The organism is Aquimarina sp. BL5 (assembly GCF_003443675.1).
GTDB lineage: Bacteria > Bacteroidota > Bacteroidia > Flavobacteriales > Flavobacteriaceae > Aquimarina.
In genome coordinates this window covers 1,772,568-1,794,525 of record NZ_CP031963.1, presented here as the reverse complement: position 1 = coordinate 1,794,525, position 21,958 = coordinate 1,772,568, and the positions used below count along the sequence as shown (strand labels likewise).

Genomic DNA, 21,958 nt, shown 5'->3' with positions numbered 1-21,958 from the left:
ATGTGTCTACTAGTTAGGAACTATTGGAGATAATAAAACATTATCGATTACGTGTATAACACCATTAGTTGCTTGAACATCTGTTGTAGTTATCGCTGCTGTATTAGCAGGGTCAGCTCCATCAGAAACTGTTTTTGCAGTGGCATCTATAGTTACATTTCCACCTAACGTATTTACTTCTCCATCAGTTAAATCAGCTTCTAGGACATTTGCATTTTCAATTACATGAAGATTTAAAGCAGTTTGTAATGTCATTTCTGGAATATCTCCAGTTGCAGTCCACATAGGATCAGTTGCCAATAGAGTATCAAAAGCAGCATTGTTAGGAGCAAATACAGTAAAAGGACCAGTTCCTTGTAGCGTAGTTACATAATCAAAACTATAAGCATTTAATCCCTCCACAAGTCTTGATAAATTAGGATCGACTGTAGCAAAAGTTGTTATGTCTGGTAATCCGATTACAGCATCTATCTTATGTATAATACCGTTTGATGCAGCAATATCAGGAGTCGTAACGGTTGCACCACCATTAAAAACTACTCCATTACTAGTGTTATAATATATACTAATATTGGTGTCATCAGGACCAGCAGTAGATGCAGTTTTTGCATAACCTGTACCATTACTGGTAAGTGCAGTAGAAGTAACTTCTCCAGGAATTACATGGTTTAATAAAAGTTGCTGTAACGCGTCTGTTGGTACAGCAGCAAGGTCAGCATAATTGTTGGCAGTTAGAAAAGCTTCCATAGCTGTATTTGTTGGAGCTAATACTGTAAAAGGCCCAGTTCCGCTAAGAACAGATACCAAATCTCCGTCAGCCGCACCAAGGGCAGCGACCAGTAGTGATAAATCTGTATCCGCGGTAGCAGTTACTACAATGTTATCTGTTGGAATAATAATGTTACCATCGTCATCATCACCACAAGATGAAATACCTAAGACTAACGCGGCAATGATTACAGCGTTACTGATTTTTGAAATAATTTTCATGTTTTTGAGTTTTAAAAGTTATAATTTGTTCGAGTACAGTAACGTTGTATTAAATTTATATATTTTTAATAAATCGTTAAACAAAAGTTAACAATGTGTTGTTTTAATATAGATTGGTTGTTTTTTAGGAAGTTTTAATGTTTTTTTTGTAGGACTTTTGATAATAAAAGAGTCGAGATTTTCTTTAGGTCATATTTTTACAGAATATTGGTACACTTTTTGGATTATTAAGTTATTTTAAAAATTAAATTAGACTATGCGTAATAAATTTTTGTTTTTCTTATTTGTTTCTATACTTGCATTTGGAAACGCACAAGAATTTAATGCTTTTGATGCTGAGGGAAAGCGACATGGAAAGTGGCAGAAGAAATATGAAGGTACAAACCAGATCCGATACCAGGGAACCTTTGATCATGGGAGAGAAGTAGGTGAGTTTAAATTCTACAAACCTAATAGTGGTAAGTCGCCTACTGCAATTAAAATATTTTCGAATAAAACGGATACAGTTAATGTAAAGTACTTTACTAATAAAGGAAAGGTAATTAGTGAAGGAAATATGATTGGCAAGGAAAGAGTTGGGTTATGGACTTATTATCATAAAGGATCCTCTAAAATAATGATGACAGAAGAATATAATTTAGGAAAACTCCATGGAGAGCAAAAAACTTATTTTGAAAATGGTCAATTGACTGAAAGAACAATATATATAGAAGGTAAAAAAGAAGGGAAGCGTGTAGTATATTCTGATAAAGGTATTATGATTAAAGAATTTACATATGTAGATGATCAATTGCATGGTGTTACTAAATATTATGATGCTCAAGGAAAAGTGAAAATAGAAGGTAATTACAAGAAAGATCGTAAAGATGGGTTATGGAGCTATTATAAAAATGGTAAGTTATTAGAAAGAAAACAATTTCCGGTTAGTAAAAGAGGTTCTTAGTATAAGCTTTTCGAATTCATTCATAGAAAAAACCTTAAAGCAATGCTGATGCATTGCTTTTTTTATTTATTATTTTTGCAGATAATTTAAAACAGAGGTTATATTGTTTTCTTCCATTTTAAATAGGAATGAGGAATACAGACAAAATAGTAGTAATGAAAAGAGTTATTGTAGGTTTATCGGGAGGAGTGGATTCTAGTGTGGCAGCATATCTATTAAAAGAACAGGGATATGAGGTGATAGGTCTTTTTATGAAAAATTGGCATGATGATTCAGTAACAATCTCTGATGAATGTCCTTGGTTAGACGATAGTAATGATGCATTATTGGTTGCTGAAAAATTAGGTATTCCGTTTCAAACTGTTGATCTAAGTGAAGAATATAAAGAACGTATTGTAGATTATATGTTCAATGAGTATGAGAGAGGAAGAACACCTAATCCAGATGTGCTATGTAATCGTGAAATTAAATTTGATGTTTTCTTAAAAATAGCATTATCATTGGGAGCAGATTATGTCGCCACTGGGCATTATTGTCGAAAAGATACAATTACTAAAGATGGTAAAGAAGTACATCGTCTTTTGGCAGGAAAGGATCCTAATAAGGATCAATCATACTTTTTGTGTCAGTTATCACAAGATCAATTAGCAAAAACGCTTTTTCCTGTAGGAGAACTATTAAAACCAGAAGTTAGAGAGATAGCAAAAGAACAAGATCTGGTTACAGCAGATAAGAAGGATTCTCAAGGGTTGTGTTTTATTGGAAAAGTACGGCTGCCTGAGTTTCTTCAGCAAAAATTACAACCTAAACAAGGTGATATTATTGAAATCTCTTCTGGAGAAGAAATGTATAATAAAACAAAACCTGACTTTGATTCTAAAAAAGAAGAGCTGGCCTTCCTTTCTTCGAAATATAAGTATGATGTAAAGGATGGTAAAATAGTCGGGAAACATCAGGGAGCACATTATTATACAAAAGGACAAAGAAAGGGGTTGGCTGTTGGTGGAACTCCAGAACCACTTTTTGTTATAGAAACTGATGTAGAAACGAATATAATTTATACTGGGCAAGGCAAAAGTCATCCTGGTTTATATCGAAAAGCACTTTTTATTAGTAATGAAGAATTACATTGGGTGCGACAAGATCTAAGACTACATATCGATGAAGAATTAGATGTAATGGCTAGAATACGATATAGACAACCCTTAGATAAGGCTACTTTATATCAGGTAGACTCTGGTATGTATATAGTTTTCGAGAACCCTCAAAGTGCAATTACAGAAGGACAATTTGTAGCTTGGTATATAGATGATGAATTAGTTGGGTCTGGAGTAATTTCGTAACTTGTGAAGGTTAACCAATTACTTATGATATGAAAAATATAATTACACTTTTGCTTTTTTGCATTACTCAAATAGGAATTGCTCAAACAGAGGATGCTTGGGTTTATTTTGCGGATAAAGAAAATGTTGCAAGTTCTATTGCCAATCCATTATCTATTCTTACTCAAGAATCCATAGATCGAAAAAATCTTCACAATGTAACTATTGATGAAAAAGATGTTCCGGTTAATGAAGCTTATATTACACAAGTTAAGAATGCTGCAGGGATAACAGTACTTGCAAAATCTAAATGGTTTAATTGCGTATATGTTAGAGGAACTCAAGCAAATATTAGCAGTCTATCGAGCCTTAGTTTTGTGGATCGTATAGATTATGCAAACAATTCATTAGATTCAGGGAAGTCTGTATTTTCTATAGAAGATAGAACTCCTATAAAAAATAATAAGTTCGAAGTAAAAACGACATTTAATTATGGAAATGCAGCGCAGCAAATCCAACAGCTAAATGCTGATTACCTTCATGAGCAAGATTACACAGGAACGGGAATGACTATTGCGGTTATGGATTCTGGTTTCCCGGGAGTGAATACCATTGATGGTTTTAAGCGCATAAGAGATGATGGTAGATTATTGGATGGATATGATTTTGTTAGGAGAGATGATAATGAATTTGCCTTTACGGGTAGTAGTCACGGAACTCAAACATTTAGTGATATTGCAGGGTTTATTGATGGGCAATTCGTAGGGACAGCTCCAGATGCTAAGTATTATTTATTCATAACAGAAGATGCAGCCACAGAGGGACCTAAAGAAGAAGCATTATGGGTAGAAGCTGCAGAACGAGCAGATAGTTTAGGAGTACACGTAATTAATACTTCTTTAGGATATTCTAATGGTTTTGATAATCCGGCGTATGATTATACTACTTCTGATATGGATGGACAAACGGCTTTTATTTCCAAAGGAGCAAATATGGTTTTTGAAAAAGGGATGTTGTTAGTTTCTTCTGCCGGAAATTCCGGAAATAGTGCTTGGGGTATTATTACAGCTCCAGGAGATGCCCCAGGGTCATTAACTGTAGGTGCTATTGATGTTTTTGGAACCTATGCTTCATTTAGTTCTAGAGGACCTACAGCCGATAATAGAGTAAAACCGGATATCGTGGCCAGAGGACTTGGAGCAGCAGTGATACGTTCTAATAATGCTGTATCCACTAGTAATGGTACTTCTTTTAGTTCTCCAATAATGGCAGGTGCTGTAGCCTGTTTATGGCAAGCTTTTCCATCTATGACGAATGCGGAAATTATGCAGTTGGTAAGGGAATCAGCATCATTATATAATAATCCAACAATTCAATTAGGTTATGGAATTCCTGATTTTAGATCAATATTCCAAAGTTTATCTGTAGATGAAAATTTCACCGAAAGCTTTAAAGTATATCCAAATCCTGTAAGAGATAGATTATTTTTTGATCTCACTACAAAGGAGACACTTGAAGTTCGAATTTTTACTATGGAAGGAAAAATGGTGAAATCTGAAACATTAAAAAATTTAAATTCTATCTCATTGAGCAATCTATCAAAAGGTTTATACCTTGTAGAATTGATTTCAGGAGCCTCACGTTACACATTGAAGATATCAAAATATTAATGAATAAAATTAAAGAACTTTTTAAAATCAAATATCCTATTATTCAAGGTGGGATGATTTGGGCAAGCGGCTGGAAATTAGCCAGTGCAGTAAGTAATTCAGGTGGTTTAGGACTTATAGGAGCTGGTTCTATGTATCCGGATGTTTTAAGAGAACATATTCAAAAATGTAAGAAAGCAACAGATCAACCTTTTGGCGTTAATGTTCCAATGTTGTATCCTAATCTTCAGGAAATTATTGAAATTATTATAGAAGAAGGAGTGAAGATCGTTTTTACATCGGCAGGAAATCCAAAAACATATACTTCTTATCTTAAGAAAAAAGGGATTACCGTCGTTCACGTTGTGAGTAGTGTGAAATTTGCTCTAAAAGCTCAGGATGCAGGAGTGGATGCGGTGGTTGCTGAAGGTTTTGAAGCAGGTGGACATAATGGAAGAGACGAAACAACTACTTTAGCATTGATTCCAATGGTTAAAGAGAAAATAAAAATACCACTCATCGCCGCGGGAGGCATAGCTACGGGAGCATCAATGTTTGCTGTTATGTCATTAGGAGCAGATGGAGTTCAGATAGGGAGCAGATTTGTAGCAAGCGAGGAAGCTTCTTCTCATATAGATTTTAAAAAAATGGTGGTGGACGCTAAAGAAGGCGATACACATCTTACTTTAAAAGAATTGGCTCCAGTGCGTATGCTGAAAAATAAATTTTATCAGGATGTTGCAGAATTGTATACCAAAGGCCCTACCGTAGAAGAACTAAAAACCTTATTGGGTCGTGCAAGAGCAAAACGAGGAATGTTTGAAGGAGATTTAGAAGAAGGTGAGCTAGAAATCGGACAGGTGTCAGGTTTGATTCATGAGATTAAGCCAGTAACAAAAATAATAGAAGATTTGGTCGTTGATTTTCAGTCTACAAAACAAGAAATGAATGAAGTTAGTTTTTAATTACATTTATGAGTTTATCCACCCGTATAAAAATTAAAAGTGATATTTGAAAAAAAAGTAATCGTAGTTTTACCGGCATATAATGCCGAAAAAACATTACACAAAACCTATAATGAAATACCTTTTGATATTGTCGATGAAGTTATTTTAGTTGATGATAATAGTACGGATGAAACTTATGAAGTAGCAAAAAGCATAGGTGTTAACCACGTTATTAAACATGAAAAAAACTTAGGGTACGGGGGAAATCAAAAAACTTGTTATAATAAGGCTTTAGAATTAGGAGCGGATATAGTTGTTATGCTCCACCCTGATTATCAGTATACTCCAAAACTCATACACTCTATGTGTTATTTGGTAGCTAATGATGTGTATCCAGTAATTTTAGGTTCCAGGATACTTGGTAATGGAGCATTAAAAGGAGGAATGCCTCTTTATAAGTATTTTTTTAATCGAGTTTTGACATTGATTCAAAATCTCTTAATGGGACAAAAATTATCAGAGTATCATACAGGATATAGAACTTTTTCTTCTTCGGTTCTAAGAAACATTCCTTTTAATAATAATTCTGATGACTTTGTGTTTGATAATCAGATAATAGCACAAATATTTTATGAAGGCTATGAAGTAGCTGAAATAACGTGCCCAACAAAATATTTTGAAGAAGCATCTTCTATAAATTTCAAACGGAGTGTGACTTATGGATTGGGGGTTTTAAGAACTTCTTTTCAATATTTCTTTGCTAAAAGTATAGGAGTAAAAAGTAAAATATTTAAAAAATAACATATTCAAAATTGTATTTTAAATATGCATAAAGTTTTGAAAATATATTGGCCAGTAGCGCTTAGTAGTCTAATTTTTCTTATTGCTCTGCTATTAAATGCCGATAATGCTTTTTTTTGGGATACCGTACAATTAGGTTCACATCATGCGGATCACTATTTCAAAACTAACTTTTCTGTTCTATTGCTTCCGGATAATATAGACAGTGGACATATACCTGCTTTTGGTGCTTATATTGCTATGTTTTGGAAGTTTTTTGGAAGAAGTTTATGGGTAAGTCACCTAGCAATGTTACCCTTTGGTTTTGGACTTATTTTTCAATTGTTTAGATTAACTAAGAGATTTATTGATCCTAAATATTGGAGTATTGCTTTTGGATTAATAATAATTGATCCTTCGCTAATGAGCCAATTACTTCTTGTTTCTCCTGATGTGCCATTATTGTTTTTTTTCTTACTTGCTGTAAACTCAGTGCTGGATAACAAGAAAATCTTTTTGATGATGGCTGTTGTTTTGTTGTTTCTTACCAGTATGAGGGGAATGATGTTATCTGTATGCATTTTAATTTTTGACTTAAGTTGTAATGTGTTATGGAGAATAAAAATAAAGGAATTATGTATAGCTCTTCTAAAAGGAAGTCTTGTTTATATTCCTGCTTTTTTGGTTTTTATTACTTTTAGTTTCATTCATTTTCAAGAAAAAGGATGGATTGGATTTCATCAGGACTCACCTTGGCAAGAAAGTTTCGAAAAAGTTGAATTCGCCGGAGTAATTTTCAATATAGCAGTTTTAGGATGGAGAATATTAGATTTTGGTAGAATAGGTATTTGGATTGTACTCTTTATATTGTTTGCTAAATATAGAAAGCAAATAATTAAAGTCCCTCGCATACGACAAGTTTCATTCTTTTTCGGATGTATTCTTTTTCTATTGCCTCTTAATATGTTGTGGGCAAAAGGATTATTAGGAAATAGGTATTTGATTCCCATATATCTTTTTTGCTCACTATTGTGCGCGACCATTTTGTTTTCTGATTTTGTTGGACAAAAGTTAAGAATTGGATTGATTTTAACTTGGGCAGTAATTCTAATCTCTGGAAATTTTTGGATTTATCCTCCGAAAATTTCTCAAGGATGGGATGCTACTTTGGCACATTTACCTTATTATAATCTAAGACTGAAAGCAAAAAAATATCTAGATGATCAAAAAATAGATTTTAGTCGGGTTGCTTCATTTTTTCCTAATGATGCAGGAATAGATGCAATAGAACTAAATGGAGAAAAACGATCTTTTACAGTATTTAAAGGAGATAACGATTTTGTCTTTTATTCGAATATCTATAACGTTAGTGATCAAGAATACGATGATATTATAAGTAATTATGAAGTAATACAAAGTTTCGAGAAAAATGGAGTTTTTGTATGGATTTGTAAAAGAAAAAAGTAAACCGACAATTACTAGATACCGGATTAATATTTGTTTACAAGTACCAAGCGAAAAGAATTTTTATAGGACGAGTATAGAATATGCTATATTAAGTAAACCTCGAAACTACTCTTTTTTTTAATAAAACTACTTTTATAATCAAATTATACGTTACATCTTATTATCCTTACTTTTGATGTAAAATCATATCTATGAATTCCAGAGAGAACCAATTAAAAGCTTTTGATCGCTTGCTCACTATTATGGATGAACTGCGAGAACAATGTCCTTGGGATAAAAAACAAACTTTACAATCACTGCGTCATCTTACCATAGAAGAAACCTATGAATTAGGAGATGCTATTTTGGATAATGACCTTGAAGAGGTTAAAAAAGAACTTGGGGATTTATTATTGCATATTGTCTTTTATGCTAAAATAGGAAGTGAAACTGGAGATTTTGATATTTCGGATGTAGCTAATGAAATATGTGAAAAACTTATTAGTCGTCACCCACATATTTATGGTGATGTAAAGGTTGCTAATGAAGAAGATGTAAAGCGAAATTGGGAAAACTTAAAACTAAAAGAAGGTAAGAAAAGTGTTTTAGAAGGAGTTCCGATGTCTCTACCGGCATTAGTAAAGGCTAGCAGAATACAAGATAAAGTTGCTGGAGTTGGATTTGATTGGGAAGAACCACAACAAGTATTTGAGAAATTACAAGAAGAGCTTGCAGAATTACAGCATGAAATTGATGAACATAATCAAGACAAAATAGAATCTGAATTTGGAGATGTACTATTCTCAATGATCAATTATGCACGTTTTTTAAATATAAATCCTGAAGACGCGTTGGAACGAACTAATAAAAAATTTATAAAACGATTTCAATATTTAGAAGAAAAAGCTAAAGAAAAAAGTAAGAGTTTGAAAGATATGACATTGGCCGAAATGGATGTGTTTTGGGAAGAAGCAAAAAAAATATGATCATAACTTAGAGTTTGATGTTCTTCTTTAGTAAAAATTAACATTTGGATATTTTGTATGTTTTCCCCACTTTATTGATGATTAGAAAGTGATAATTTCTCATATTTTCACATAAATCTTACGGTTTAACCATATTTTATTTAAATTATTTTGTATTCGGAACACCCTTATTTTGCTGTGTTTTTAGGTAAAATATTATCGGGACATCCGTTGTTGTGATGAATTTTTAAAAAAGTTATCGTAAATTAGGATGTATAATTATTTAGTAATAATTGTGTGGCTAACTCAAAAAAAATAATATTAAAACCATTTTTTAGTGCCTTTATTTTTCTCTTTATTTCATCATCTTTATTTAGTAATCCTGATAAGATAAATACGTTAAATAATGGAGGCACCGAATTTAATGAACTCATAATTTCTGCAACGAAATATTATGACAATAATAGGTATGCTCTAGCTATTAAAAATTATGAGAAAGTCTTAAAACATGGAACACAAGATTCTTTAGCAGTATTTAAAAAATTAGCATTTTCCTATGCTAAGAGCAATCAACCAGAACTTGCTAGTAAATACATACATAAATATGTTCTAACAAGTTTAGATCCCTCTTTTGTAGAACATAGTTACTTTGATGTAATTAATGATTCTGAAGAATACCAAGTACTCGCAGACACGTATCTCAAACAAGTTGGATTATGGTCAATTTTCTGCTTTTATGTTGCGTTCATAGGTTTTTTTATATCTATAGTTTTAAATTTTAGAGAAAAATCAGACAGAGTTGCTAATTTATTGATGAGTGCTTTTATATTGATACATTCATTTTTTATCATTCATATTGGCTTGTATTTTTCTAATTATCAGTACTATATGCCACATGTGTTTTATATGTCTACAATGTTTTCTTTCTTATATGGTCCTCTTATCTATTTTTATTTTAAAAGAGTTACTATAGGTTATAGGTTTAAACGTCTGGATTTATTGCATTTAGTACCTTCTTTATTATTGATAGTTTTATTGTTTCCAATTTACAGTTTGCCGTCTGATGAAAAACTAAGGATAATATTTAATAAAGAGAGACCTTATATAAATCTAATATCAGTTTCTAAATTAATATCGCTATTAATTTATGGAGGTTTCGTTATAAAAATGTACTTTAATTCTATTAAGATTAATAAATACTTTTCCAAAATAGTGTTTAACTGGCAGAGAAATATTGTTGTTTTCTGTTCTATTTATATAGTTTCTTACGGTATATATTCAATATTAATTATAAAACAAATTCTTAGCGGTTTTTTGTTTTACGTTCAGATTGTATCCATGGCGTTACTTGTACTATATGTTGGCTATACCGCTTTTGTTCAACCAAGTGTTTTTGGTGTTTTAAGATTGATTAAAAATAATATTCCTCCAGAAATCGATAAGTATAAGAAATCTGGCCTTACTGAAAGTTTATCGCTAGAGTTAAAAGAAAAGTTGCAATATCTTCTTGATGAAAAGAAAATTTACAAGCAAAATGATATTACACTTCAGAAATTAGCGAAATATTTGGATACTACTAGGCATAATACTTCTCAGATTATAAATGAACATTTTGATCTAAACTTTTTTGAATTGATAAATAAGTCTAGAATCGAAGAAGCAAAAGAACTATTAAAAGGAGAAAGGCGTAAGAACTTTAATATTATCGATGTAGCCTATGAAGTTGGTTTTAATAATAAAGTAACTTTCAATAAATCTTTCAAGAAATATAATCAAATAACTCCGTCAGAATATGTTAAATCATTTGTAGCTTAACGTATATCGAAACATAATATTAACCCGTTGTACATTTAGGTAATATTTACTTTTAAATTATTAATGTTTCTATTGTATGAGAATTTATTGATGTACTGAATAACTGTCATTGCTGTGATTTTGGACAAAATTCTATTTTTAAATCCATTAAAGGATTTAGCGTAATTTCTACGAATCATAAATTGATCATATAATTGAGAGAACAAGGTTTCTATTCTTTTTCTTGATTTTTTGAATATATAGAGTTGTTCTTTATAATTAATCTGATTGTTCTTCATAGGGGTTTCCAATCTTTACATTATAGGTTTCAAATAGATTCAATTGATATTCAGCAGACAAATAACCTCTATCTCCTAATAAAATACAATCTTTCAATTGGCCTTGCATATCCTTAAGATAATTTACATCGTGAACTGAGGCTGGACTAATATCCAAACTCTCAACAACTCCTTGAGCAGAACAAACCGCATGAAGCTTATAACCATAATAATGAATAGATTGACTAGCACAATGCCCTTTGACAGGTTGACTATAAAGCACTTCCTTACAGATCTTACTTCTTGAACTACGGGATAACTTACAAACTTCCAGTGGCATACTATCTACAATGAAGCAATTCTCGGATGCATTCAATTTAATAGTCATTTGTTTACGTATGATTTCTCTGAAAGCAAATAACTTTCTCTTTCGTCTATTGTAAACACTTCGTTCTATTTTGCAAGACAAACTTGAAGGTAAAACACGAAAAATTTGATACTCACTATCAATACTCATATATTCTGATGTTAAATCAATCGCTACAAGTTCAATATCAAGTAGTTTAGGTTCACGAATTTGACATAAATAATCTGATTTTACGCCCAAACTTTTTAAGACCTCTAATATTTTATCGTAATTTGTTTTAAAGTTGTGCATCTTAATTGTTGTGTGGTAACTACAATTTATTGCCTTTTAGCAGTTTGCACAACTTTTTCTAAATGCACAACAGATACAATCAGATAATTCTGTCTGAATATGCAAAAAGCTTACTTGCCTTATTTCCTTAACATTTTAAGTAAACTTTCTTCGGAAAAAGTAAAGTTTATTCGGTAAAGGTAAACCTTGATCAGGGTTGCCTTACTTTATGCTTTCTATTACTTCTTTTACAATGTAATCATAACAAGGGTGAGCAATTTCTGCATAAACTTTGTTCAAGTTTTATGAAATGTAATATTTGAGTTAGCCATCAAGATATTCTTGCCATCCTTTTATGATTACATCATCTCTTTAATGTAATTATTGAAAAAATTTAATCTATGAAAGTACATCATTACAAGTTGCTGGTGCTTGCTTTTTTTATGTCAAGCATTTCATTAGCACAACAAAAAAGAATTTCCGGAACGGTGGCGGATGATCTAGGAGTACCCTTACCCGGAGTGAACATTGTAATTAAGAATACGACTAACGGAACACAAACCGATTTTGACGGTAATTATTCTATTCCTGCCAATAGGGGAGCAATATTAGTTTTTAGTTATATAGGTTTTCTAACACAAGAAATAGTCGTAGCCGATAGTAATACAATTAATGTAGCTTTGGCACAAGATGCGGCACAGTTAGAAGAAGTAGTGGTAACTGCTTTTGGTATTACCAGAAACTCTAAAAAGTTAGGATATGCAGTAAGTACTGTCCAAACTGATGATGTTCTGGAGAATTCTGAGCCGGATTTGATACGATCCTTAGCAGGTAAAGTGCCTGGAGTAAATGTGAACCTATCTACAGGTGTAGCAGGAGCATCAAATCAGATCAACATAAGAGGAGCTACAACCTTAGGAGGTGCAAGTCAACCATTAATAATAGTTGATGGAGTTGCCTATGATAACTCACAAGTAACTACTTCTAGGCAAACAACCGGAGGTGGTGGTTATGAATCAGGATTATCTTCGTTAGATCCCAATAATATAGCATCAATTACGGTTCTAAAAAGTACAGCTGCGGCTGCATTATATGGCTCAAGAGCAACAGGTGGTGTGATTGTAGTAACTACCAAAACAGGCGCTACGAAAGGATCGACTAATAATAAATTATCAGTTTCAGTATCTTCAGGAACCTATTTTGAAAATATAGCAAACTTACCCGAGTATCAAAATACATATGGTAATGGAGTTAATTTTAGTTACTTAAATGCAAATGGTTCTTGGGGACCGCGTTTCGATTCATTGGAAACAATACCAACTTGGCCAAATATACTTAATGCATTTCCAGAGATAGGACCAACAGTTCCTTATGAAGCTCAACCTGATAACGTCAAAAATCTTTTTAGAACAGGAACTGTTTTTGATAATTCTATCAATATGTCGTATTCAGGAGAAGATGGGAATTTTAGTGTAACTGTTTCTGATTTGAATCAAGACGGATATATCCCATTTAATACATATGATAGAACATCTGTAGCCGCTGGAGGTAATTTTAAATTACTTAATGGTATTAGAATAGGATCTACGTTCAGTTATTCTGAAACAGAACAGGTAGGTGGTTTTTTCGGTAACAATCAATTCGCCGGTTCTGCATCTTCTTTCGCTAGAACATTATGGTTAGGTAGAGCCTGGGATACTTCTTTACCTTTTGAGAATCCTATTACAGGAGCATCACTTACTCCTAATAATGGTTGGGATCACCCATTATGGTCTTGGAAACACGATCAAATTATTACAGATACCGACAGAATTGTAGCAAACGTGAATTTAGGATATGATTTTAATGATAATATATCAGTGACATATCGTGTAGGTTTTAATAAGTATAATCTAAAAAGAAAACAAATTAGAGATTTAGGCTCCAGAGCTAATAATGGTTTAGGGTCTGTTACAACGGATGATTTTATCAATGAAGACTTGGAATCTACGTTATTAGTTAATTTTAATTATGATTTAACTGATGATATAAATCTAACCGCTATTCTAGGTAATAATGTATTACAAAATACTACAAGCCGTGTTGCATTTCAGGGAACTAATTTTAAATCTCCAGGAATATTTACTATTGCGAATACCATTAATGTTACTAAAAATATTGGCGGTTTCATATTAGATAATGATACTAGGTCCCGTAATATAGGTGTATTTGGAGATGTAAGTTTATCCTATAAGAATTATTTATTTCTAAATGCGACTGGTCGAAATGATTGGAGTTCTACTTTACCTAAAAATAATCAATCCTATTTTTATCCATCGGCAAGTGTATCTTTAATATTCACCGATGCTTTTAATTTGGATAGTAAGGTGTTAACATTTGGTAAGCTAAGAGCAGGGTATGCTTCCGTAGGTAATGACGCTCCTGCAGAATTTTTAAATAGAACATTCGCTTCAGGAAATGCTTTTAATGGTATCCCAGTAATTAATAACAACTTGTTTTTAGGAGATCAGGAGATTACTCCAGAGTTTACAGATGAAATAGAAATTGGTGCGGATCTAGAATTTTTCAACCAAAGAGCAATTATTGATTTCAGTTGGTATAAAAAAACTACTACTGATTTAATTTCTCCGGTAAGTGTTCCTTCTTCTAGTGGATTTACCACTTTTAATACTAATATAGGAGAGATGCAGAATACTGGTGTAGAAATTGGTTTAACATTAGTTCCTATAAGAACCGAAAATTTTAGATGGGAACTTTTTACAACATTTACTAAGAACGAGAATGAGGTTACAGAATTAGTAGATGGACTAGAAAGAATTCAGTTAGACCCTAATCAAGTCGCTCATGCTATAGTTGGACAACCGTTTGGTGTGTTTTATGGATCTAGATTCGCCAGGGATGATGAAGGTAATTTTCTAATCAATCAATCCGGAGGTGGAATTGTACAAGATTTAGAAAATGGAATCGTAGGAGACCCTAATCCAGATTTTAGAATGGGCTTTATAAATACTATTTCTTATAAAGGTTTATCCCTTCGAGCTCAGGTTGATTGGAAAGAGGGCGGAGATATACAATCAATTAGTATTAACTCATTATTAGGTAGAGGAGTTACAAGAGATACAGAAGATAGAGAACGTACATTTATCATACCTGGTTTTTATGGTGACAATCAAGGAAATCCTATTCTAGATGCTAACGGTAATAAAATACCTAATACGACGCAGATAGATACTAATGAATTATATTTCTCACCAGCAGGAGGAAATACATTTGGAATCAATACAGTAGCAGAAGGTTCTGTATACGATGGAACTGTCTATCGATTACGAGAATTGAGTTTAACCTATGATCTGCCTAAAGAGTTTTTAAAATCAACACCATTCGGAAAAATAAGCTTAAGTGTTCTAGGTAATAACTTGTGGTATTTTGCTCCCAATGTTCCTAAGTATACCAATTTTGACCCGGAAGTTACAAGTTTTGGTTCTTCTAGAATTCAAGGAATCGAGAATTCCTCAGCGCCTACATCTAAACGATATGGTTTTAGACTTAATTTATCCTTTTAAAAAAAACAGTATGAAAAATATATTATATAAATGGAAATTTTTTGTTGCTATCTCATGCTCATTTATGGTTCTGAGTTGCAGTGATTATTTGGATGTGGATACAGATACCGATAACCCTACAGTGGCATCCATCAACCAATTGTTAACAGGTATTGAAGTAAATATTGGATCCGTTGCAGATTTTCAATTCTTTAGTGCAAATATACTTCAGGTATATACACATCAATTTACGTCCCGGGGAGAACAAGATCAGTATGGTACAAAAGCTGATAACATTTTAGTAAATAACGATTGGAATAATGTGTATTTGGGACTTACAGATATCGAAACATTAATTGCACAAGCCAGTGAAACTGGAGATTTAGTGTATGTTGGCTATGCCGAAATACTGAAAGCTTATTTAATGTCCGTAGCTGTAGATTTATGGGGAGACGTACCTTTCTCTGACGCGACTGGCTTAGAGTTAGGTACGGTAAGTCCAGTTTTTGATGATCAAGAAGTAATATATCAAAATGTATTAGATCTGATTGATTCTGGAAAGGTGAATATCCAAAGCGGACAAGGATTAGCTCCGGGTGCAGATGATTTATTTTATGGAGGATCCAATGCAACTTGGATAAGATTTGCAAATACATTGAAACTGAAATTATATAATCAAATACGTCTTTCTTCTTTATTTAATCAAGCAGATTTTGATGCATTAATTACGGAGAATAATTTCATGTCTTCCAATGCCGATGATTTTCAGTTTAATCATACTGCTGCTCAAGCACCTGCAGACGAACGTAATCGACTTTTTTTGGATGCTTATGGTGGTGCACAAGTAACAAAATATGCAAGTCCTTGGTTTTATGAAATATTATTAGGAGTAAATCCTAACATTCATACAACGAATCCGGACCCAAGACTGCCTTACTATTTCGTAAACCAATTGTTACCTGGGCAGTTTCCTAGAGATCAGGGGGATACCGTTACTGGTGATCCAAATGCGGATTATTGGGATGCATCAACTGGTTTTTTTAGTATTCGATTTGGAAGTATTGGTCCTGATAGAGACGGTGCGGTACAAAATGATGCAACTTTTCCTGGTATTTTTCCTTGTGGAGGACGTTATGATGACGGTGCTGGATTTGCCAGAACAATTACAAGTGGCACTGGTGTGGCTCCTAAAAGAATTCTTACATATGACGAGTTTTTATATATCCAGGCAGAACTAATACAGGTCGGTTTAATACCAGGTGATGCGGGAGCAAAACTAAGAGAAGCTATGACAGCAAGCTTTGCTAAAGTTGATCAAGTGGTGGTAGGAACGGGTACATCTCAGACAGTACCTGTACTATCTGGATCCACTGCTGTAACCACATTTATGGATACTATAGATGCTGAATTCGCTGCTGCCAGTATTGACAAACGATTAGAAATTATAATGACGCAAAAATGGGTGGCAACATTTGGAGATCCGATGGATCAATATAATGATTATCGAAGAACAGGTTACCCTATTTTAGTGGATCCTAATGGACCTTCTCCAGAATATCAGTTGGATAATGCTGATGGCTTTCCTTTGGTTGACAATTTAACAGTTTTAAATAATGATTTTCAGGTTTCATTGTTCTGGCCACAGAGGGAACTAAACCTTAATCAAAACGCGCCTAACCAAAAAGATCCAACAACGTATAAAGTATTTTGGGATAATTAATAAAATAAGATTTTGAAATGAGCTAATATATAAATTGGTGAATTCTATCTGAGAATTAATAAACTCTAAAATTTAACAGATGAAAAAAATAAAAATAATAACATTTATATTAACAATAGTGGCTTTGATAAGTTCCTGTGAAGATGATGGAGGTAAGGCTTTTATCCCCTTAAATGATGGAGCAGTGCCAAATATGCAAAAGTCGGCAACAGGAGAGACTTTTATTGATCTTGTAAAAATTAATAATAATGAACCGGTAAATCTAGAATTTAGTGCGGAAGTTGCACAAGGAAATCCAGCTTCAACGGATGTTGTCGCTGTTTATAGAACACTTGAAGGACCTGTTTACAACTCAGTTTTATCTAGTGATGTTATTTTGCCGATGGTTTTTACTTTGAGTACGGATGATATTGTTAGTGCTTTTACAGAAATAACTAGTACTTCGGATATAAAACTTGGAGATGTTCTATCAATTACAACTCGATTTACTATGGAAGATGGAACAGTATTAAATATAATAAACGAGGATGGTACAAGCAATACAGGAAGTAATATTCAGACCACTGTACTGTTTACTTCAGTTATTAATTATCCAGTATCCTGCCCAACGATGTTGGAAGGTAATTATACCTCTACTGTTATAGCATCAAGCCTTCCGATAGCTGGTAATTTTATAAGTCCACAACAAGTTACAATTACGCAACCATCTGCTGGTACATATGTTTTAAGTGATGGTACTGCTGGTATTTTTGGGGCTACTACTCCCATTGGACTACAATTCACTGATGTTTGCGGAACAATTACTGTTGCTACACAATCAACATCTTTTCCAGGTCAGGTTGATTTTGATCAAGGAGATGGTACTAATTTAGATCCAGTCACGGGTGTTATTACATTAGAACTGGCATATACAAGTGGGTCTTGTTGCGGGTTACCCGGTATCACATATACTTTAGAACTAGTTCCGAATTAATGATTTTGTTTAAATATGTGACACTACTAAGTGTTTTTATAATCGATAAACTCATGTAGGTTATACAGTAATATTTAATATAATGATAAATTTAGGAATACTTTGTAAATGATTTGTTTATAGGTAGTTGTAAAGTATTTTGGATTATCATTATTTTATCAAAACATCGTCTTCTTAGGCGATGTTTTGTGTCATTATGTAGTAAGTTACTTGTTAGTGTGATATCATGATTTATTTCAAATTAAATAGAATCCCCACTTGAGCTATTGTTTCAAGTGGGGATTCTATTTAATTTGAAATATTATAAATTATTGCTTTATAATTTTTCTGGTAGAGGTTTTTCCATCGATAGTGATTCTACAAAAGTAAATTCCAATCGCTAACGATTTTTCTCCTAATGAGTATCTATGTTCTCCTGTGCTAACTTGTCCGTTAAATATAATTTGAGAGGCACCGTAAGCATTGATAAGTTCTATTCTCAAGGCACTTACTTTTTTTATTGTATATAGCTGTAATACAGAGTTTTCTGTTATTGGGTTTGGAAATACGGTGATTCTTTCTTCAGAAATATCATCCTCAGAAATGGTATTGCCTAATCTTAGCGCATCGGGATTTTGATCATACCAAATATTATTATAGTACCATCCATTTTTACATCTATTAAGATCTGAGGTTTGTGAAGTTCCATTATTGCTAAAAATGAGATTGGCACAAGATGTATTTGATAATGTATATCGATACCAACCATCAGTATCAACATTCATAGATTCTCCAGGCCAGGAAGTTGTTAATCCTGATGGAGTAGTATTCCAAAAGTAAATAGTAGGGGATGTAAAAGAATCAGATTTAAAGTATAATGTTAGATCCTGACTTTCCTCAGGATTACTATCGTACCAAGTCCCATTATAATACCATCCATCTCCGCATCTTTGTAAATCTTCGGTTTGGTTTGCTCCATTACCATTAAAAATTATATTGGTGCAGTTAATACCACTAAATGTAAATGAATACCAACCATTACCAATATCAGTCATGGTAGCTCCTGGCCAAGCTACTGTTGATGCTATTGGTGTCGTATTCCAATAATATATATTTGGATTAGATAGTTGTCCTTTGTAATAAACCGTCATTGAATCCGTTGTTTCGGAAAAAGTGAATGAATTAGTTATAACTTGAGAAGATAATCCTTCTGTGTCATATGCAATAGCTTTTATAGTAGTGTCTGATGTAATCGCTATTGATGAGGTATATCTAATCGAGGAAGTATCTGGTTCATCTCCATTAAGTGTATAATAAATCTCAATTCCTTGGGGAGAGTTATCGGTGGCACTTAGTGAGATAGTTACAGTTTCTCCTACTGTGAAAGATCCTCCCCCTGGTGACATTACTATTGTTGGAGGAGTATTTTCGGTATTTCTAGGATCTGTATCATACCAAGTACCATTGTCAAACCATCCATCTCTATCTCTTGTTAAATCATCAGTTTTTGTACCACCGTTATCGTTAAAGAGTAGATTAGTGCTCTGGACTCCTTCAAAAATATATTCATACCATTCAGAGTTTTCAATTTGACTCATTTGTGGTCCTGGCCAGTTACTTGGAGGTAAAACATCTGGTGATTCATTCCAGTAATGCACATTGGCTTGCGTCCAAGAAGATGGTTTTTTAAAATAAACGTGTAAACCTTTGATTGGGCCAATCCGATAGTCCTTTGTAATTATATCAGATGCAGTTCCATCTTTGTCAAAAGCAATCGCCTTAATAGTAGTAGATTCTGAGATCGTAAAAGAACTGGTATATTGAGAATTAGACATATTAGGATTTGATCCATCTATGGTATAGTAAATACTATACGGGGCACCAGCTCCTCCAACGGCTTCTATTGTAACTTGTATAGGGTTTTCGGAGTTTGTGGTGTTTGGATTAATAATTACCACCGGATTGCTAGGACCATTAACACAGTTTTCAAAGAATCCTCCGCCACAGCCACCAATTAGACCGGGTCCGTTTAACACATATATTCCTGCAGATCCTGAAGTTACGGTAAAGTTCAATACACCGTTTTGAGCTGCAATTTCACGACCCGTCACCGCATCTCTATATAATCCATTTGTCATTCCTGAAATACTAAATGAGGCATTTCCATCTTTTGCTAATCCTACAGCAACTTCACTATTTTGATGCACTCTACGATAGGAAACGGCATTACCTGGAGCATCTTTCCAATCCCAATTTCCTTTTTGTAATGCTGGAACAGCTTTTCGTATAGCATTTAGCTTTTTAATATGTTGATATATTTTATGGTTTGGAGCTTGATCAATGACGTCTCCATAATATGCTCTTCCGGTATTATCAATTGATTCTCTAATCCCTGCTTCGTTATGAATATCATTAAATTCTCCAGCCTTGAATCGCATTTCGGTTCCATAATAAACGGTTGGAATTCCTCTCCAGGTAAACATAAAATTCATACACGCTGCTAAGTTTTCATCAGATCCTCCATAACGTCTATTCCAGTCGTTATTGGGACCAAAATCATGATTGTCTAACCAGGTTACCAGTGTAGAGGGATCACTATATAAATTATCATATCTGGCAGCAGCTTTAACCGTAGGGAAAGATTGTCCTTCTTCAAATGTGCCATGAAAAGTAGCTTCTCCGAAGAAATCAATTACAGCAAGATCTAATGGTTGGGAGTTGTTAACTTCTCCTCTCCAAGTATAATAATGGGGATTGGTTTCCTCTACAGGATGTAATTCGTGACGTTTTTGAGCCACTTCTCCAAAAATAAATAGATCGGGATTTATAGCTTTAAAAGCATCATAGAAATAAATGATATCCTCTCTACTCATATGCTTAACTGTGTCCCAACGGAAAGCATCTACTCCCATATTAATATAGGTGGCATACGCATTCACAAGGTAATCCCTAACAACCTGGCTACCTGTGTTTAGATCAGGAGTATCGCCTGCTAATGCTCTGTTCTGTAGATTTTCTACATCATCAAAACCTTGTGCGAAACCGTTTCCGGAATGATGATACCAATCTGGATCAGAAGTATCAACATAACTCTCTTTTCCAGGGAAATTATGTTGTGATAGATCTTCATTATATGGAGGAGGCATTTTTTTTAAATTAGCTCTACTCCATATAAGTCCATCTTCTGGATTAGGTGTTAAACCGTCATATTCCCAATTAGGATTATCCGGTGCAAACCATGGTTTTGTAGGGTCTGTGTTATATTTTATTTCGGCTACATCTTTTATTCCGAATCGTCCGGCATGATTCGTAACAACATCCAGCACAATTTTCATATCACGTGCGTGGATTTCATTAATTAGATCTTGAAATGTAGCTCCAGGAGATTCTAAACGTGGATCTACTTTAGTGAAATCCCAAGCATGATATCCGTGGTAGTCTAATGGGCTACGATTGTGTACTATAGGGGTGATCCAGATCGCAGTAAAACCAAGATCTTTTATATAATCTAATTTTTGGATCAATCCCTTAAAATCCCCTTTCCAGGTTACATCATCAGGATCTGTAATGCTTGGGTTTATTTCGGGATCGGGATTATAAGATGACCATTCTGTTGGAGCATTGTTATTAGGGTCTCCATCAAAGAAACGAGAAGTCATTAAAAAATAGATCGTTTCTTCTCTAAAATCTGTCTGTGCGGTTATTAAATAAGAATTTAATAGTAAGCTCCATAGGCCAAGAAGGCCCAGGAATTTGGGTAATGAGTTTTTCATGAATTTTAGTGTTTGTGTTTGTGTCTTGTGTGAAATTTTACTCTTCCCTAAGGAAGTTAGTGTCTAAATTGTCATATCAGAATAAAAGTTTTAAAATTATTAATACAATGTTATTTTTTTAGTGAAAAATATATTGAATTAGCAATTTAGGTAATAATTATTCACTGAAGTGATCCCTTAGTTACTCAAACGTTTTCGTGTTGATAACATTTTGTTTAGT

13 protein-coding genes and 1 pseudogene are annotated in these 21,958 nt (G+C 33.4%); 11 read left to right on the top strand and 3 right to left on the bottom strand.

Annotation, left to right across the window (positions count from 1 at the left end):
* Positions 1-9: 9 nt before the first annotated feature.
* A complete protein-coding gene (locus D1818_RS07700; protein ID WP_118457644.1) occupies positions 10-990 on the bottom strand; it encodes a fasciclin domain-containing protein in 981 nt (326 codons plus the stop codon).
* 256 nt (positions 991-1,246) lie between these two features.
* Between D1818_RS07700 and D1818_RS07695 the strand changes: the two genes are divergently transcribed.
* The 8 genes from D1818_RS07695 to D1818_RS07660 all read left to right on the top strand — a co-directional run bounded on the left by D1818_RS07695 (position 1,247) and on the right by D1818_RS07660 (position 10,857).
* Positions 1,247-1,933: a toxin-antitoxin system YwqK family antitoxin gene (locus tag D1818_RS07695; RefSeq protein WP_118457642.1), complete on the top strand. Its 687-nt coding sequence runs from the start codon at positions 1,247-1,249 to the stop codon at positions 1,931-1,933.
* 155 nt (positions 1,934-2,088) lie between these two features.
* The gene (gene mnmA / locus D1818_RS07690) at positions 2,089-3,276 is read left to right on the top strand and encodes a tRNA 2-thiouridine(34) synthase MnmA (RefSeq protein WP_118463589.1); all 1,188 of its coding nucleotides are present in this window, start codon (positions 2,089-2,091) and stop codon (positions 3,274-3,276) included.
* A gap of 29 nt (positions 3,277-3,305) precedes the next feature.
* On the top strand, positions 3,306-4,925 hold the full coding sequence (locus tag D1818_RS07685; RefSeq protein WP_118457640.1) for a S8 family serine peptidase: 1,620 nt from the start codon (positions 3,306-3,308) through the stop codon (positions 4,923-4,925).
* Entirely contained in the window at positions 4,925-5,869 is a 945-nt protein-coding gene (locus D1818_RS07680) for a nitronate monooxygenase family protein (protein ID WP_118457637.1), read from the top strand. The genes D1818_RS07685 and D1818_RS07680 overlap by 1 nt, the downstream gene beginning before the upstream one ends.
* 39 nt (positions 5,870-5,908) lie before the next feature.
* Positions 5,909-6,652 carry a glycosyltransferase family 2 protein gene (locus D1818_RS07675; RefSeq protein ID WP_118457635.1) on the top strand — a complete coding sequence of 248 codons (744 nt, stop codon included), beginning with the start codon at positions 5,909-5,911 and terminating at the stop codon, positions 6,650-6,652.
* A gap of 24 nt (positions 6,653-6,676) precedes the next feature.
* Positions 6,677-8,098: a hypothetical protein gene (locus D1818_RS07670; RefSeq protein ID WP_118457633.1), complete on the top strand. Its 1,422-nt coding sequence runs from the start codon at positions 6,677-6,679 to the stop codon at positions 8,096-8,098.
* Positions 8,099-8,289: 191 nt separating this feature from the next.
* A complete protein-coding gene (gene mazG / locus D1818_RS07665) occupies positions 8,290-9,063 on the top strand; it encodes a nucleoside triphosphate pyrophosphohydrolase (RefSeq protein WP_118457630.1) in 774 nt (257 codons plus the stop codon).
* Positions 9,064-9,339: 276 nt separating this feature from the next.
* Complete coding sequence (locus tag D1818_RS07660) at positions 9,340-10,857, top strand: helix-turn-helix domain-containing protein (RefSeq protein WP_118457628.1); 1,518 nt, start codon at positions 9,340-9,342, stop codon at positions 10,855-10,857.
* A gap of 35 nt (positions 10,858-10,892) precedes the next feature.
* Here the strand turns inward: D1818_RS07660 and D1818_RS07655 are convergent.
* A pseudogene (locus D1818_RS07655) lies at positions 10,893-11,772 on the bottom strand (IS982 family transposase).
* A 380-nt stretch (positions 11,773-12,152) separates the two neighbouring features.
* Between D1818_RS07655 and D1818_RS07650 the strand changes: the two are divergent.
* The 3 genes from D1818_RS07650 to D1818_RS07640 all read left to right on the top strand — a co-directional run bounded on the left by D1818_RS07650 (position 12,153) and on the right by D1818_RS07640 (position 17,986).
* Positions 12,153-15,314, top strand: coding sequence for a SusC/RagA family TonB-linked outer membrane protein (locus D1818_RS07650; RefSeq protein WP_118457626.1), 3,162 nt, complete (start codon positions 12,153-12,155; stop codon positions 15,312-15,314).
* Positions 15,315-15,324: 10 nt separating this feature from the next.
* Complete coding sequence (locus D1818_RS07645; RefSeq protein WP_118463586.1) at positions 15,325-17,013, top strand: SusD/RagB family nutrient-binding outer membrane lipoprotein; 1,689 nt, start codon at positions 15,325-15,327, stop codon at positions 17,011-17,013.
* A 79-nt stretch (positions 17,014-17,092) separates the two neighbouring features.
* Complete coding sequence (locus D1818_RS07640) at positions 17,093-17,986, top strand: hypothetical protein (protein WP_118457624.1); 894 nt, start codon at positions 17,093-17,095, stop codon at positions 17,984-17,986.
* Positions 17,987-18,294: 308 nt separating this feature from the next.
* Here the strand turns inward: D1818_RS07640 and D1818_RS07635 are convergent, their stop codons facing one another.
* Positions 18,295-21,738, bottom strand: a complete 3,444-nt coding sequence (locus tag D1818_RS07635) for a starch-binding protein (RefSeq protein WP_118457623.1) — start codon at positions 21,736-21,738, stop codon at positions 18,295-18,297.
* Between the last annotated feature and the right edge of the window lie 220 nt (positions 21,739-21,958).

What these genes read in the sequence shown, in the direction of transcription:
- D1818_RS07640 (WP_118457624.1), top strand. Translation starts at nt 17,093, where the DNA reads ATGAAAAAAATAAAAATAATAACATTTATATTAACAATAGTGGCTTTG.
- D1818_RS07680 (WP_118457637.1), top strand. Translation starts at nt 4,925, where the DNA reads ATGAATAAAATTAAAGAACTTTTTAAAATCAAATATCCTATTATTCAA.
- D1818_RS07635 (WP_118457623.1), bottom strand. Translation starts at nt 21,738, where the DNA reads ATGAAAAACTCATTACCCAAATTCCTGGGCCTTCTTGGCCTATGGAGC.
- D1818_RS07645 (WP_118463586.1), top strand. Translation starts at nt 15,325, where the DNA reads ATGAAAAATATATTATATAAATGGAAATTTTTTGTTGCTATCTCATGC.
- mnmA (WP_118463589.1), top strand. Translation starts at nt 2,089, where the DNA reads ATGAAAAGAGTTATTGTAGGTTTATCGGGAGGAGTGGATTCTAGTGTG.
- D1818_RS07700 (WP_118457644.1), bottom strand. Translation starts at nt 990, where the DNA reads ATGAAAATTATTTCAAAAATCAGTAACGCTGTAATCATTGCCGCGTTA.
- D1818_RS07670 (WP_118457633.1), top strand. Translation starts at nt 6,677, where the DNA reads ATGCATAAAGTTTTGAAAATATATTGGCCAGTAGCGCTTAGTAGTCTA.
- D1818_RS07695 (WP_118457642.1), top strand. Translation starts at nt 1,247, where the DNA reads ATGCGTAATAAATTTTTGTTTTTCTTATTTGTTTCTATACTTGCATTT.
- mazG (WP_118457630.1), top strand. Translation starts at nt 8,290, where the DNA reads ATGAATTCCAGAGAGAACCAATTAAAAGCTTTTGATCGCTTGCTCACT.
- D1818_RS07685 (WP_118457640.1), top strand. Translation starts at nt 3,306, where the DNA reads ATGAAAAATATAATTACACTTTTGCTTTTTTGCATTACTCAAATAGGA.
- D1818_RS07650 (WP_118457626.1), top strand. Translation starts at nt 12,153, where the DNA reads ATGAAAGTACATCATTACAAGTTGCTGGTGCTTGCTTTTTTTATGTCA.